This window comes from Leptolyngbya sp. FACHB-60, assembly GCF_014695775.1.
Classification (GTDB): domain Bacteria; phylum Cyanobacteriota; class Cyanobacteriia; order Phormidesmidales; family Phormidesmidaceae; genus Nodosilinea.
The window spans coordinates 1-14,346 of the sequence record NZ_JACJOX010000029.1 but is presented as its reverse complement, the minus strand read 5'-3'; the positions used below and the strand labels follow the sequence as shown (position 1 = coordinate 14,346).

Genomic DNA, 14,346 nt, shown 5'->3' with positions numbered 1-14,346 from the left:
TTTGCTTCTCTAAATCTGTCTTGATGCATGACACCGTGATTGGACTGTTCATCAACCGCTATGAATTTGGGCGACCTATATAACAACCCATACACAGGTCTAGAACACTACCCATCCACTGATAGGCCACCAAGTTGAGCAATAACCCAATTAAAAACAGAAATGCCATCAGGGCTACTTGATACTAGGCTACGGGAGGGATAATCAGGTCAACCGCTAAGTGGGCTAGGTTAGCACTGAATAAATTGCTGTTACCCAAAAGTGGCCTATCCGATACCATCGTGAATTAAGCAGACAGGTGCTGGTGATGGCTATCAGCGGCATCGCAGCAAAAATACTGTCCACAGGGTAATAATTTTGCCGACAAACGATGGTTGTTCCTTTGACTGTTCAAGCATCATCTTGCCCCCATTTTCAACTATTAGGGCTGGTGCAGTTCTTCGTCGCTACGCTCTAGTAAGGTGTGTTCGGTATGGTCTTTGTGGTGGCGTTGATTGGCCATGGCTTGGCGGGCTCTTTCCTCCACCGATGCGGCGGGTGATTCGTGGACTTCTGCTTCAGCGCGGCTAAGCAAATTGTCGTGGGTGTGGTCGGTGTGCTGACGCTGCTGGGCTAGGCGTTCGCGAGCTTGTTCGTCTGACTTATCCATAAGGTTATTTTCCCTAAAAAGTATGAGCTAGTGGATAGGGCGCGATCGCACCCTATCCACTGCTCCTGCACTAATTTTCCAGGTTATTGATGGATGGGCGATCGCCCCTGACACGATTGTTTAGCCTTCTCAATCGCCCGCAACCTATTTGAGCGTGGGCTTGCGATGCCCAAACAGAGTTCACCTGCAACAGGATTTTGCCAGGGCATGCTTGGCGCGATTGCCGCCCAAAGATCCAGGCTTACGGTACCGATGCTGTGGCAACGGCACTCTCAGACCCCACCGGGCGAATCACCAGCGTATTGAACAGACTAATATCGGTACCCTCAGGAACCGACAGATCAAATGCCCCGGTGCTCTCAGGCAGCGGCCCCAGGGCAATAGGGCGTTTGGCCATATTGCCATTGATAGTCAAAAACGCCTCCAGCGCTTCCCCCTCGGCAGCAGTGGTGAAATCCTTTAGCGATAGGGTAATGCTGCTGCCCACAATGGCAGCCCCGACATAACCACTGGCGGTGTGGCTGTCTGTACCAACGACGCTGCCCATAGCCTACTTCTCCCTTAGATCTATCTTGTTCTAAAATGCCCGGCCATCATTGTAGAAAGAATCGGTCCTGACGCTGCTACTGCCTTCTGACGGCTGAGGAAAACTACAGCGGGGCAAGCTGTGCTAGCGCTAGGGCGCGAGTTGGGTTGAAACCGGTGCGATTCGCGGAGCATTCGGGAACCAACTCGGAACGAGTATCCCGAAGGGAATCGCTGTTGGCAAATGATGGGTTTTCCCCACTCATTCAAGCCCCAATGGCGGCTATCCTGGGTAAAGAACTCAGTAATCGATCTCCCCCCTTTCACGGATGTGTCAGGGGGTTTTACAATAGTTCATATTAGGTGTTGTTGCCTCGGCCCCAGCTCAGACTCCCCGTCATGGTCTCGTGATAGAGTTTTCTGTTGTCAAGGCTACCAAATCGACAACCCAGACCCCGTCTGAGTAACCCATGAAGATGGTCACCAGCGGTCCATCGCCCAGAATCCGGAGAAGCAGTTATGGCTAAAGACATCACCCGTTATCGCAATATTGGTATTTTTGCCCACGTAGACGCGGGCAAGACTACCACCACCGAGCGCATCCTCGCCCTCACCGGCCGCATCCACAAAATTGGTGAGGTTCATGATGGTGCTGCCACCACCGACTTTATGGAGCAAGAGCAAGAACGGGGGATCACGATTCAGTCGGCGGCCACCACCTGTTTCTGGAAAGAGCACCAGCTCAACATCATCGACACCCCTGGCCACGTTGACTTCACCATTGAGGTGTATCGCTCCCTCAAGGTGCTCGACGGTGGCATTGGTGTTTTCTGCGGCTCTGGCGGTGTAGAACCTCAGTCTGAGACCAACTGGCGCTACGCCAACGACTCCAAGGTGGCTCGGGTCATCTACGTCAACAAGCTCGATCGCACCGGCGCTGACTACTTCCGGGTGATTAAGCAAGTCGACAAAATTCTGGCGGCCAAGCCCCTGGTGATGGTGCTGCCCATCGGCTCCGAGACCGAGTTTGTGGGCGTGGTTGACCTGCTCACCCGCAAGGCTTGGGTGTGGGATGAATCAGGCAAGCCTGAGAACTACACCATCCAAGACGTCCCTGAGGACATGAAAGATCAGGTCGAAGAGTACCGCGAGGCGCTGGTTGAGCTAGCCGTTGAGCAGGACGACGACATTCTTGGTAAGTATCTTGAGGGCGAAGAGATCTCCATCGACGAGATCAAGTCCTGCATTCGTAAGGGCACCCGCGAGCTGGCCTTCTTCCCCACCTACTGCGGCTCCTCCTTTAAAAACAAAGGGGTACAGCTGGTGCTAGATGCGGTAGTTGACTACCTGCCCAACCCCCTCGAAGTGCCTGCTCAGGCCGAAGTTGACCTGGAGGGCAACCCCACCGGCAAACTGGCTCACGCCGATGCCGACAAACCCCTGCGGGCGCTGGCGTTCAAAATTATGGACGACCGCTTTGGTGCGCTCACCTTTACCCGCATCTACTCGGGTCAGCTCAAAAAAGGCGACACCATTCTCGACACCTTCACCGGCAAGACCGAGCGCATCAGCCGCCTAGTCGAAATGCACGCCAACGATCGCGAAGAAGTGGAGTCGGCCCAGGCTGGCGACATCGTGGCGCTGATCGGCATGAAGAACGTGCAGACCGGCCACACCCTCTGCGACCCCAAAGACCCCGCTACCCTGGAACCCATGGTCTTCCCCGACCCGGTGATCTCCATCGCGGTGTATCCCAAGAAAAAGGGCGACAACGAGAAAATGGGTATGGCTATTAGCAAGATGGTGTCTGAAGACCCCTCCTTCCAGGTGGAAACCGACGAAGAGAGCGGCGAAGTCATCCTCAAGGGCATGGGCGAACTGCACCTCGACATTAAGGTCGACATTCTCAAGCGCACCCACGGCGTCGAAGTGGAAGTGGGCAAGCCCCAAGTGGCTTACCGTGAGGCGATCACCAAGCGTCTGGCCGACAGCTACGTCCACAAGAAGCAGTCCGGTGGTTCGGGTCAATACGCCAAGATCGACTACGTGATCGAGCCGGGCGAAACCAGCACTGGCTTCCAGTTTGAGTCGGCGGTGACCGGCGGTAACGTACCTCGGGAATTTTGGCCTGCTGTGCAAAAGGGCTTTGCCACTAGCGTTGACCGTGGCCCTCTAGCGGGTTACCCCGTGGTTGACCTCAAGGTCACCCTCACCGATGGAGGCTTCCACGCGGTTGACTCGTCAGCGATCGCCTTCGAAATCGCTGCTAAAGCTGCCTACCGTCAGTCGCTACCCAAGGCTGGCCCCCAGCTGCTGGAGCCGATCATGAAGGTCGACGTGTTCACCCCCGACGACTACATGGGCGACGTAATTGGTGACCTCAACCGCCGTCGCGGCATGATCAAGTCCCAAGACCCTGCGGCTACTGGGGTGCGGGTGAAGGCCGATGTGCCCCTGAGCGAAATGTTTGGCTACATTGGCGACCTGCGCACCATGACCTCGGGTCGGGGCCAGTTCTCCATGGAGTTCTCTCACTACGCCCCCTGCCCCAGCAATGTGGCCGAGGAAGTGATCAAGGAAGCCAAGGAGCGCCAGGCTGCCGCCGCTAAGTAGGTGATCGGCTAGGCAACTAGCAACTGCTTCGGATAGTAGAACGCCCCGGCCAAACTTTGGCCGGGGCGTTTTGTTTGAGGGGGTTGGGTAGAGGCAAACGATGTTTGCCCCAAGGCATAGGCTGATTAACCGCTGCCGCTTAAACCGAACCAGCGGCGGCAGGAACGCTCCGCGCGGTTTCGTCATCCAAGCCCACCAGTCGAGCGCTGAGATCCCACAGTTTGCGGGCCTTGGCGTCATCTAGGGCCTCGTTCGACACCTCCTGGGCAAAGGAGCGGCGACCCGGCTTTTGGCGGTTGCCCCAGCTCCAGTACATGCCCGATTCCTTGAGCTCGGGGTCGGTGACCACATCGGCAACCCGCTCGCCTGCCAGTTTTTGGGTGACGTAGCCGCCCGTGACGTTCTTTTGGAACCAGGGGAAGATGGTCTGGAACGCCTTGAAATGGTTGCGGAACAGGGGCGTATCGGCCACACAGCCGGGATACAGCGAGCTAAAGGTGATGCCCGTTGCGTCGTGGTAGCGGCGGTGCAGCTCGCGCATGGTGAGCACGTTGCACAGCTTGCTGTCTTTGTAGGCTTTGCCCGACTTGAATTTCTTGTTGTTGATCATCGAGATCGGGGCTTTGAACCCGGCCTCAAAGCCCTCTAGGTTGCCGAGATCGGGGGGGGCGGGAATGGGAATCTTGCCGCCTAGCTCTTTGGGGTTGGCGGTGACGGTGCCGAGGATGATCAGGCGCTTGTCGGCGGCGGGGGAGGCCTTAATGTCATCCAGCAGCAGGTTGCACAGCAGGAAGTGGCCCAGGTGGTTGGTGGCCACGCTGATTTCGTAGCCGTCTTCGCTGTACATCGGCTCTTTGAGCAGCGGGTAGTAGACGGCGGCGTTGCACACCAGCGACTCTAGACTGCGGCCCGCGGCCCGAAAGTCGCTGACAAACTGGCGCACGCTAGCTAGAGAGCCTAGGTCGAGGTGGATGATGCTGTAGCGATCGCTCGGTATGCCAAGCTCTTGGGCCACCTGCTTCGTTTTGTCGAGATTGCGGCAGGCCATCACTACATGCCAGCCGCGATCGGCCAGGGCCTTGGCGGCGTTGAGCCCCACCCCAGAGGAAGCCCCGGTCACAATGACTGTTTTCTGCTGTTCCATAACCATCTTTAAGACTGAAAAATCGCTTCTAGCATTCCAGTCTTAAGGATTGCACACGCATTGCAGCACTGTCTTAACGTTTTTTGAGGTGTTGTTACATAGGGTATAGGGTTTCAGGTGAAAGGTATAAGGTTCGAGGCTCGGCCTTAGACCCTATACCTTGAACCCTATACCCTCCACCGCTTAGGTAAACGAACTCGCCCAATCCTTCGCCCAGTGCAGATGCTTGTGCACCTCATCGAGGGTTTTGGCTTCGCTGTAGAGGCGCAGCACGGGTTCGGTGCCGCTAAAGCGGATTAGCAGCCAGCTGTCGTCGGCGAGGGTGAGTTTGTAGCCGTCAATGTCGAGGATGTGGGTGACGGCTTTGCCCGCGACTTCCGCTGGGGGAGCGGTGGCGAGGGCGTCGAGCAGCTTGGCCTGAACTTCCATGCTGGGCAGGGGCAGGTCGATGCGATCGTACTCGGAGAAGTAGCCGGTTTGCTCTTGCAGGGAGCGGTAGTAGTCGCTCAGGTCGAGCCCCGAAGCCACCACCGCCTCTAATACATAAAGGGCCGACAGCAGCGCGTCGCGCTCGGGGATATGGTGGCCATAGCCTATACCGCCTGACTCTTCGCCGCCGAGGAGCACCTGGGCGTCTTGCATGCGATCGGCGATGTATTTGTAGCCGACGGGGGTTTGGTAGAGCTCCAGGCCGTTGAGCTTGGCTACGGCTGGGATGAGGTTGGAGCCGCTGATGGTTTTGACGATTTCGCCGGTGTAGCCCCGGCGCGACTTGAGGTGGTCGATCAGAATGGGGATGAGAATTTGGGAGCTGAGGAAATTGCCTTGGCCATCGACGGCGGCGATGCGATCGCTATCGCCATCGAACACCAGGCCCACTTTGACGCTTTCTTTGGCGGGATATTCTTTGACGGTCTCTAGCATTTCGCCCAGATACTTGGGCAGGGGCTCGGGCGGGTTGCCGCCAAACAGCGGGTCGGCTTCGCTGTGCAGTTCGTGGATGCTGCCTTCGCCCAGCAGCCGGGGCAGCCCGCCGCTGGCGGAGCCATACATGACATCGGCAAACACCGTCAGCTTGCCGCTGGAGATGGCGCTCTGAATGGCGGCGACATCGACCTCGGCCTGGAGGGCAGTGCAGTAGTCGGGCCAGGGGTCGAAGGTTTCGATCTGGCCGGGTTTGCCGAGGGGGGCAGGGGGAGCGGGCAGCAGTGCCTCGACTTGCTTGGTCACCTCAGGGGAGACCGAGCCGCCGAAGGCCCCTTTAATTTTGAGCCCGGAGTAGGTGGAGGGGTTGTGGCTGGCGGTAATGACGATCGCCCCAAGCAAAGTCTGATGCTTGGCGGCGTAGCTAAAGGCGGGGGTGGGGGCGAAGTCTTGGGAGAGCAGCACGTCGAAGCCCTGGGCGGCGATCGCCTCGGCGGCGGTGCGGGCAAACTCGGCGGCGAGAAAGCGGCGATCGTAGCCGACGGCGATGGTGCGGCTGCCGGTTTCGGCCCCAAAGCAGTGGTGCAGCACGTGGGCAGACACCGCCGCTACCTGAGCTACGCGCTCAAAGGTGAAGTCGGCGGCGATAATGCCGCGCCAGCCATCGGTGCCAAATTTGATGGGCTTCGGGGTAGCTGGAATGGGGCCTGAAGGTGCTGCCATAGCAGATTCCAAATGTCGGGGGATAAAGAGCGGATTTTCTCTGAGTTTACCTGCTTAATTCGGCGGTGACACTGTCGTGGCGGCGGCACTACGGACAATTTACTCAACCGCCTCGTTTTGCCGAAAAGTTTGAAAAGATTGGCGAATTCTCCTGATGCGATCGCGGCTTTGGCGCAAATGCTAGGTGCGTTGTGGGGTGGCGTGGCTGCTTGAGGGCAATGATGGCCGCTCTGGAGGGGATGCTTGGGCTGGGTTGGTTGGTGTTTTTGGGGTGCCGCAGGCTACAGGGCTTGCGAATCATTGTTGCTGACCTAAAATTTGCCAATGGTGGGGGGCTGTCGTGTTACCCTAGTTGAGTAAAAACGGGATGTAGCGCAGCTTGGTAGCGCACTTCGTTCGGGACGAAGGGGCCGTGGGTTCGAATCCCGCCATCCCGATTCTTTAATAAAGCGAGTCTGATGGACTACGCGTCGTTGGCTACAGAAACAATTACGCTTGAAGTCTCGCAGGATATGCTGGCTGCTCTAAAGATGGGAGCAACTGACTTAGGTGAGCGAATTCGGTTGCTGGCTGCGATTTCATTTTTTCAAGAGAAGCAGCTATCTTTAGGCAAAGCCGCTGAGCTGGCGGGCTTAAATCGCCTAGCGTTTATGGATGTTCTGACTCAACGGGGCATTGTGGTTTTTGACTACGATGAGTCTGCCTTCACAACGGATTTAGCTGGCATTGCTGAGTTGATAGACCGTGACTGATATTATCTACAATGCAACGCCCCTGATTGCATTTGCTAGAATCGGGCATCTCTCACTTATGCAGAATGTGTTTAAATTGTTATGAGTTTGCTTAAACCCAGCGACCGCTGATGCTCACGATGCTGAACTCCATTATTTAAGGCAAATGGTGCTGTTTTGGCTCGGACTTCTAGTAAAGATCGTTGATACAGCAAAACAGGTTTTCCAGACTGTCTATAAAGGCAGCACTGGACCATTTGGATGATGTCAGCTTACAAAGCCCCTTCTTTCCTTAACCTTAACTGAGGTTAATCCAACTTGCTTGTTGCACTATTTCCAAAAACTCTAAACTGTTTTATCTTCTGCTCCTCCATTGCCCTTAAAAGAAGTTGCTTAATATCCACTCTTGAACCTCCTCCTCTAGGAGGGTCATCAAATGATAGTGACCTGATATCAATCTCCATCTCAGACCGTAAATTTTTAGTGCGTTCATAGTCAGGAAAACTTGCAGACATCACACACTTCCCTGAAGTACCCCTAACAAAAAACTTAAATTTTGCGTAAATTCCATAAAGATGTATGCAGTCATGATATTTAGGATCTTTAAGGAAGAAAGTATCATGCAGTTCTTTTCCATTAAGCTTGAGATCTTCAATTTTACTTTCCATCCAGTCTATTTTTTCCGGGAAATTTGTTCCGGGCTCGGGAGAAAAGCCCACATCTACAACATCAATAAATTCAAGCATGCTTGAATCGCAATTTCTCATTAAAGATAGTAGATAAGATATTCGATTTGGATTAGTGAAGCTTGAAAATAAGATCTTTTCAACGTCAGTTGATGAGTTTATGTGTCCTTTACTCTTAAATTCTTTTACTAAGTTCTCAGCAAGTTTCGACGCAACTTGCTTTGTTTCGCTGGATGTATATGTGATAGTTAACTTTATTTCGTCATTATCTAGTTTCTTAAACTCTACAGAACCAGGAAAAGTACTTTTGTCTGTAGCCCAGCTTTTTGATAGATCTTTTCTTTCAATATCAAAATCCATCTTCACGTGTTCGGGATCGCTATCGACCGGGCAAAGAATTGGGTCACCCACAACTTGATAGTTTGAAAATTCCAAATTCAAATGAGCACTAACGTTAAAATTTCCAGGACAACTACTAAAGATATTGTCTTCTGATTCCCAACGAACTGTTCGAGTGATAACCTTCGGGTTATCTTCTTTTGTATTCTGGCATTCTCTGAGGTAATCAAACTCACCTGGGCTAAGAAGCGTTAAGGATAAAATAGGTATAGTATCTTTTTTTTCTGCTTCGAACGTAAACACGCCTCTGTTTCTTAGCAGATTTTTGAGATCCCCCTTTCCCACAAAAGACTGTTCCATAAATGTACGAAGCATTTCCCCGTGAGGCAGCATTTTATCGATGCTTTCTGGATTTTTATTCATTGCTTAAATTCCTGAAATTGGCTCTGTAGCTTGAAACTCTAACATCACTGACAAAATCGTTGTCTCTGAAACTTGATTTTGCCGAGCGAACGTCATTTTCATGATGTAGTCGATCAAAGTCTGGAAATAGAATCATTACATTGCTTGCGAGATTAGACGAAAGAGTGTGTGCAAGTCCCATCAAACGCTTCAAGCAATCAACGTCAAATTCATCAATTGTGGCCAAAACAAAAGTTTTCGATTCATACTTTTTATTGGAAAGTTTAAGAGGCAGAACTCTTGAGTTAATAAATTCAACAGGCAGGACCTTTCCAGAAGATATTGAATCTATTGAATTATAGTTTTTCCCAGTTTGTGGATAGAAAAATTCGAGGTCAGCTGTTGGCTGCTCCCTCGCGAGATATTTCATCACGTCATATATAAAGCTTACTCTCGAATTTTCAACCAAATAAATAGTTCCATAGTTAAATTTCTCAAGGCTTCGGCTTGCATCAACCCGTAGAAGTATACTATCAGAAGCGTTTTCGTTTGATTGACTATTAGTGAGCCAAAAAAGAACTCCTATATCTTTGGAATCATCGACGCCATAAAATTCTCTACTTGCTAATCGTTTTATTTCTGATCGTCTAAAACACTCTATTGCTTTAGCAAGATCGTAAAAGTGCTCCTTGAATTTGCTGGACGGATTTCCTGGGTAGGGATCATCCGAGTACTTCACAGAAATAACTAAATGATGAAGAGTCCTATTAGACAACTCAGAAGCGTAAGAAAAGAAGTAGTCTATCCCATGTGTGTGTCGAGATGCCGAAGCTGTACCATGCCTTGGTCCCATCATGCAAGGAAGCGTCAAGCCCTGTTGAGAATTTCCCCACCCTATTAAATCTAAAAACTCGCCAACTATTTCTTCGCCAACTTCGCCTATCCGCCTGGACCATTCACCCATATTTATCTCTAATATTAAGTTCTTAGAAAGACATTATAGCCAGAATGCTTATGTAGGCTGCATAAAAGCTAAATCTTCTTCTAGCACAATGTGATTGAGTGCAAAGGGTACTTTAAGTGTAAGTAAACGCACCTCGTTGTTAGATTTTACTTTGCGAAGACAACCATTTGAGGTTGCCGCATCAACGCGATATTGAGACAATCATTCCTCAGTCACGATCTTAATCTATTCTGATCTGAACGATTGATAGTTACAGTAGAGCAAAGCACGGTTCCATTACCATCCTCGAAAAATTTTGAATGCGTTGGGAGGCCTTGGGCATGCGGCGGGACTTTTTCCTTCCCTCAAACTTTAACTAAATACTCCGAAAGCTTTCAAATCTTGGCTCGAAGCTTAATGAATCACTCGGTATCAGAGTCAGGTGCCGATAGTTACTTAAATAGCATCAAAGGCACCTGACCCTTCAGAGTTAACCTCAGTCTGTTTGCCGATCGCGCCTCAGCAAACTAAACACCTCGCCCTGGGCTGGGGTAATCAAAATCCCCGATCGCGGTATCGTAATCAACTGGCTCCAGGTCATTTGGTCGGCGTAGTTCAGCACATGCAGCTGGTTGATGGTGGCCCGCACCCCTTCGGGTGAGCCAATCACCAGATGGCGCAATCGCTCGCGCCCCAGCTGCGCTTCAGGATTTGTCAGCAGCAGCGGATTGGTCGCCTCCCGGTTCTGGGCAGACGACACCAAATATGGCAAACACAACATAATTCAGGGATTCCTTACTAACGATGGGTAGGAATCCCAAAAACTTGGCCGCCCCAGACATGTGCAGTTCGAGACGGCCAGGTAAAATCACCTTAGCCTCCGAGACAGCAGCCTCTGTCGACGAGGTTAGCCGCTGGTTGGTGGTACCAACACCTTCCAGTGGCGCTTGACCAAATTTTTGGGACGCTCAGACTGCACGCACACAGCCTTAGCAGAGTAATTTAATCCAATCGCGCACCGGACGTAAGTAAGAATTGTTACCGTCTTCTAGAAACCTTAGATGCCATCGCTGAGCCTGCACCCCGGCTTCCTTTAAACCTTGAGCCAGGGCTATCATTTCCAGCTGTGCGTGTTGATTGGCAACAACGCTCGTCTGTATAAGGTCATCGCATGGCCAGTGCCGTTTTTCGGCGGGGCGGTGGGAAGATGCGATCGAGCTCCGTCAGATCTAGGGTGGTGAGCGTCAGCTCTAGAGCCGCGCGATTTTCTTGAATGTGGGCTGGACTGGTAGCTTTTGGAATGGCGATAATGCCCTCCTGATGGAGCAGCCATGCCAACGCCATCTGGGTCGGCGTAGCCCCATGGCGGTCGGCGATCGCCTTGAGCTGAGAATTGCGAAACAGGCCCTTTTGCTCAGCCGGGGAATGCCCAATGGGGGAATAGGCCATGGTTGGGATATTGCGATCGCGGCTCCAGGGCAGCAGATCCCACTCGATGCCACGGTTCATCAAGTTGTACAGCACTTGGTTGGTGACAATCTCATCTCCACCGGGCAACGCGATCGCCTCTTCCATGTCGTTGCGATCGAAGTTGCTGACCCCATAGCTCTGAATCTTGCCGGCCTGTTTGAGGGATTGAAGCCCCGCCAGCGTCTCTGCCAGCGGTACTGCCCCCCGCCAGTGCAGTAGATAGAGGTCGAGTGACTCGGTCTGAAGCCGTTTTAGGCTGCGATCGCAGGCATCTACCACCCCCTGGCGAGTGGCATTGTGCGGATAGACTTTGCTGACCAAAAAGACTTCATCGCGCCGTCCGGCAATGGCTTCGCCCACCACCTTTTCCGCACCGCCCTCGCCATACATCTCTGCGGTGTCGATCAGCGTCATCCCCAAATCGAGGCCAAGGCGCAGCGCTGCCACCTCTGCCTGGCGCTGGGCATGATTTTCGCCCATTCTCCAGGTTCCCTGCCCCAATGCGGGTACCGATCGCCCTGACGGTAAGCTCACAAGTTTCATGGTCTAGATGCTCTCCATACTGGCTGCCCCGCCTGGCTAAACAGTTTGATCATGGCCCAATCCTGAGTAAGTTTTGATCGGCGGCTCAGCCAGGCGTTGCTTAACGCAAGTATAATTTGCCCACCAGCCCCCAATTCTGGGGGGAGCCAGAGTCTCAAAGTCCCCCAGAATTGGGGGATTTAGGGGGCAACACAGCGTGTAAAGGTTTTGCCGGTTCATTCCTCGATTCAGCAACGCCGGCGGCTCAGCCAGAACTCTTGTATGTCTAGTGGGATAGCCATCTTGGCTGTCCTGAACTGGAGTACAGCCGAGACGGCTATCCCACTAGACCATGAGCAACCCCTTAGTCGGGCTTAAGCAGCACCTTGATGCACTGATCCTTCTTGTGCTTGAACATTTCAAAGGCCTGCTTTGTTTCAGTCAGGGGTAGGCGGTGGCTTAGCACCACTGACGGATCAACATCGCCATTCACCACGTGCTCCACTAGTTTGGGAATATACTTCGGACCAAACATCTGCCCCATTCTGAAGGTGAGGGCCTTGTTCATCGCCGCGCCCATGGGCATTTTGTCTATAAAGCCGCCATACACCCCCATGATGGATAGGGTGCCACCTTTGCGACAGGCCAAGATCATTTGCCGGAGCACGTGGGGGCGATCGGTTTCTAAGCGAATGGCTTGTTTAGCTTTGTCATATAACCCTTCCGGTCCTTGGCCGTGGGCTTCCATGCCAACCGCATCAATACAAGCATCAGGACCCCGTCCTCCCGTCATTTCTTTGAGCGCTTCGAGCACATCTACCTCTTCGTAGTTGAGCGTCTCAGCCTTGGCAAAGTTTCTGGCGAGCTGCAGGCGCTCAGGAAAGCGATCGATGCCGATAACGCGCTCGGCGCCTAGTAGATAGGCACTTAGCATGGCAAACTGACCCACCGGGCCACAGCCCCAGACCGCAACAATATCGCCGGGTTGGATTTGGCACAGGTCTGCTCCCATATATCCGGTCGGAAAGGCGTCAGAAACAGGCAGCAGTTTTTCATCGGGAATGTCTTTGGGCACAGCGGTGGCTGTGTAGTCTGCAAAGGGGATGCGGATATACTCAGCAAAGGAACCGGCATAACCGCCAAAGGCGTGGGAGTAGCCAAAAATGCCTGCGGTTCCATGGCCGAGAATTTTTTCCTGCATCCAGCTATTCGGGTTGGAGTTATCGCAGAGGGACCACTGCTGCTGGTTGCAGTGCCAGCAGTGACCACAGCCGATGATCGAAGAGACCACCGTGCGATCGCCTTTTTTCAGACGCTTTACCTCAGGTCCAACGTCGACAATTTCTCCCATGAACTCGTGCCCCATAATATCGCCGGGTTCCATGGTGGGGATAAACCCATCGTAGATGTGTAAATCAGAACCGCAAATGGTTGTAGAGGTTACTTTGAGAATGGCGTCCCGGGGGTTGAGAATGGTGGGATCAGGCACTGTTTCCACCCGCACATCTTCCGCACCGTGCCAACAAACTGCTTTCATTGTGATTAATCCTTTGAGTGAGAATGTCCTGATGGCTGACCTTCGTTTGTAGCAATTTCGCCTGCTTCCATTAGCATTTTGAAGCGGGCCAGGTCGTCGCCAATTTGCTGTTCGGGTGATTTACCAAACAGCTTTGCCAGCATGTCTCCGATGGCCCCACCCGGTGGGTTATAGGCTGTGACCACTTTGACTTCGGTGCCACGATTACCTGGGGCAGGTTTAAATTGAACAGAGCCAGCGTTGTCAACGTCTGCCCCTGGAACCGATTTCCAGGCAATCAATTCGTTGGGGCGATCGTCAATAATTTCTGCATCCCACTCAACGGTTCCACCTAAGGGCCCCTTGGTGACCCAGTGCGATCGGCTGTCGCTGCTAACGGTCACGTCTTGAAGGTGCCTTGTAAATCGAGGCAAATTCTCAAGGCGACGCCAAAAGTTGTAGAGTTCCGCTGCGGGTTTAGCGATCGTTACTGTCTTTTCGACTTTAATGTTTTGACTCACAATAGTTGCTTCCTAAGAGTACTTTGGTCTTGAAACCACGTTGACTCTGCCATGCGCAAGTAACCACTAGAAAAGTGAGATCCAGTGCGCTGGGTTTTCCAACATGTTCAACGGAGACACCAAGCACTACCTCTCTCGATGGGCCTATCTTGGACCTTTGTCTACCTATGTGCCAACCGGAAACATCCCGCGCCACTTGTGTGATCGCTAGCTTATAAAAAAGCGTGTAACTGTTTGAAGCTATGAGGTAAATCCATGAGGTTTTACCAAAGAAAGCTAACTTTCTAATTCACCTATTTGGCTCGCTATCTAAGGTTTACCAAATCAGTCTCAAGGGGGCAGTTGCCTTAAGTCACGAAAAACAATGCAGGCTAGCGCTAGGCGTAACGGTTACCGGTAGTATAGCAATCCGTGGATAGGTCCGGTCAGTCAACGAAGGCTTGGTCAACGACTTGCCGAAAGGGTTGGCCGGATTGAATCTGTTTTCGCATCCGGTTTTTCAGAACAAACCATTGATGTTCAATTGGGTTCAAATCCGGGGAGTAAGGCGGCAGATATAAGAGATGACAGCCCCCCTGACGAATCAATGCTTCAATGCGTCCACCTTTGTGAAACGAGGCGTTGTCACAGATGATCAC

General features: G+C 52.5%; 13 protein-coding genes and 1 tRNA gene. 3 read left to right on the top strand and 11 right to left on the bottom strand.

The genetic code is table 11. The features are described from left to right. Nucleotides 1-421 precede the first annotated feature (421 nt). Together H6F57_RS12305 and H6F57_RS12300 are read right to left on the bottom strand one after the other, a co-directional pair. On the bottom strand, nucleotides 422-649 hold the full coding sequence (locus tag H6F57_RS12305; RefSeq protein WP_190627377.1) for a hypothetical protein: 228 nt from the start codon (nucleotides 647-649) through the stop codon (nucleotides 422-424). Between the two features lie 241 nt (nucleotides 650-890). Beyond that, nucleotides 891-1,196, bottom strand: a complete 306-nt coding sequence (locus tag H6F57_RS12300) for a hypothetical protein (RefSeq protein WP_190627375.1) — start codon at nucleotides 1,194-1,196, stop codon at nucleotides 891-893. A gap of 497 nt (nucleotides 1,197-1,693) precedes the next feature. On the opposite strand from H6F57_RS12300, the gene fusA reads away from it, so the two are divergent. After that, nucleotides 1,694-3,787: an elongation factor G gene (fusA, locus tag H6F57_RS12295; protein ID WP_190627373.1), complete on the top strand. Its 2,094-nt coding sequence runs from the start codon at nucleotides 1,694-1,696 to the stop codon at nucleotides 3,785-3,787. Between the two features lie 139 nt (nucleotides 3,788-3,926). Here the strand turns inward: fusA and H6F57_RS12290 are convergent, their stop codons facing one another. Both H6F57_RS12290 and H6F57_RS12285 read right to left on the bottom strand, forming a co-directional pair. Next, nucleotides 3,927-4,937: a protochlorophyllide reductase gene (locus tag H6F57_RS12290; RefSeq protein WP_190627371.1), complete on the bottom strand. Its 1,011-nt coding sequence runs from the start codon at nucleotides 4,935-4,937 to the stop codon at nucleotides 3,927-3,929. 177 nt (nucleotides 4,938-5,114) lie between these two features. Continuing rightward, the gene (locus H6F57_RS12285) at nucleotides 5,115-6,578 is read right to left on the bottom strand and encodes a phosphoglucomutase/phosphomannomutase family protein (RefSeq protein ID WP_190627369.1); all 1,464 of its coding nucleotides are present in this window, start codon (nucleotides 6,576-6,578) and stop codon (nucleotides 5,115-5,117) included. 363 nt (nucleotides 6,579-6,941) lie between these two features. Between H6F57_RS12285 and H6F57_RS12280 the strand changes: the two genes are divergently transcribed. Together H6F57_RS12280 and H6F57_RS12275 are read left to right on the top strand one after the other, a co-directional pair. Then, a tRNA-Pro gene (locus H6F57_RS12280) sits at nucleotides 6,942-7,015 on the top strand. 21 nt (nucleotides 7,016-7,036) lie between these two features. After that, the gene (locus H6F57_RS12275; RefSeq protein ID WP_199294737.1) at nucleotides 7,037-7,330 is read left to right on the top strand and encodes a UPF0175 family protein; all 294 of its coding nucleotides are present in this window, start codon (nucleotides 7,037-7,039) and stop codon (nucleotides 7,328-7,330) included. A 287-nt stretch (nucleotides 7,331-7,617) separates the two neighbouring features. Here the strand turns inward: H6F57_RS12275 and H6F57_RS12270 are convergent, their stop codons facing one another. The 7 genes from H6F57_RS12270 to H6F57_RS12240 form a co-directional block, all read right to left on the bottom strand. Then, nucleotides 7,618-8,757: a hypothetical protein gene (locus H6F57_RS12270; RefSeq protein ID WP_190627366.1), complete on the bottom strand. Its 1,140-nt coding sequence runs from the start codon at nucleotides 8,755-8,757 to the stop codon at nucleotides 7,618-7,620. Continuing rightward, nucleotides 8,750-9,700, bottom strand: coding sequence for a hypothetical protein (locus H6F57_RS12265; RefSeq protein WP_190627364.1), 951 nt, complete (start codon nucleotides 9,698-9,700; stop codon nucleotides 8,750-8,752). Before H6F57_RS12265 ends, H6F57_RS12270 begins: the two co-directional genes overlap by 8 nt. A gap of 475 nt (nucleotides 9,701-10,175) precedes the next feature. Continuing rightward, nucleotides 10,176-10,460 (bottom strand): hypothetical protein, encoded by a 285-nt coding sequence (locus tag H6F57_RS12260; RefSeq protein WP_190627362.1) that lies wholly within the window; start codon nucleotides 10,458-10,460, stop codon nucleotides 10,176-10,178. Between the two features lie 383 nt (nucleotides 10,461-10,843). Then, complete coding sequence (locus H6F57_RS12255; protein WP_190627360.1) at nucleotides 10,844-11,692, bottom strand: aldo/keto reductase; 849 nt, start codon at nucleotides 11,690-11,692, stop codon at nucleotides 10,844-10,846. A gap of 343 nt (nucleotides 11,693-12,035) precedes the next feature. Further along, nucleotides 12,036-13,208, bottom strand: coding sequence for a zinc-dependent alcohol dehydrogenase (locus tag H6F57_RS12250; RefSeq protein ID WP_190627359.1), 1,173 nt, complete (start codon nucleotides 13,206-13,208; stop codon nucleotides 12,036-12,038). A 5-nt stretch (nucleotides 13,209-13,213) separates the two neighbouring features. Further along, nucleotides 13,214-13,708: an SRPBCC family protein gene (locus tag H6F57_RS12245; protein ID WP_190627357.1), complete on the bottom strand. Its 495-nt coding sequence runs from the start codon at nucleotides 13,706-13,708 to the stop codon at nucleotides 13,214-13,216. 425 nt (nucleotides 13,709-14,133) lie between these two features. Beyond that, on the bottom strand, nucleotides 14,134-14,346 hold a 213-nt coding region (locus H6F57_RS12240), incomplete at its 5' end, for a transposase (protein ID WP_190795007.1).

Coding starts and splice junctions, on each gene's coding strand:
- H6F57_RS12305 (WP_190627377.1), bottom strand. CDS start 649: ATGGATAAGTCAGACGAACAAGCTCGCGAACGCCTAGCCCAGCAGCGT.
- H6F57_RS12300 (WP_190627375.1), bottom strand. CDS start 1,196: ATGGGCAGCGTCGTTGGTACAGACAGCCACACCGCCAGTGGTTATGTC.
- fusA (WP_190627373.1), top strand. CDS start 1,694: ATGGCTAAAGACATCACCCGTTATCGCAATATTGGTATTTTTGCCCAC.
- H6F57_RS12290 (WP_190627371.1), bottom strand. CDS start 4,937: ATGGTTATGGAACAGCAGAAAACAGTCATTGTGACCGGGGCTTCCTCT.
- H6F57_RS12285 (WP_190627369.1), bottom strand. CDS start 6,578: ATGGCAGCACCTTCAGGCCCCATTCCAGCTACCCCGAAGCCCATCAAA.
- H6F57_RS12275 (WP_199294737.1), top strand. CDS start 7,037: ATGGACTACGCGTCGTTGGCTACAGAAACAATTACGCTTGAAGTCTCG.
- H6F57_RS12270 (WP_190627366.1), bottom strand. CDS start 8,757: ATGAATAAAAATCCAGAAAGCATCGATAAAATGCTGCCTCACGGGGAA.
- H6F57_RS12265 (WP_190627364.1), bottom strand. CDS start 9,700: ATGGGTGAATGGTCCAGGCGGATAGGCGAAGTTGGCGAAGAAATAGTT.
- H6F57_RS12260 (WP_190627362.1), bottom strand. CDS start 10,460: ATGTTGTGTTTGCCATATTTGGTGTCGTCTGCCCAGAACCGGGAGGCG.
- H6F57_RS12255 (WP_190627360.1), bottom strand. CDS start 11,692: ATGAAACTTGTGAGCTTACCGTCAGGGCGATCGGTACCCGCATTGGGG.
- H6F57_RS12250 (WP_190627359.1), bottom strand. CDS start 13,208: ATGAAAGCAGTTTGTTGGCACGGTGCGGAAGATGTGCGGGTGGAAACA.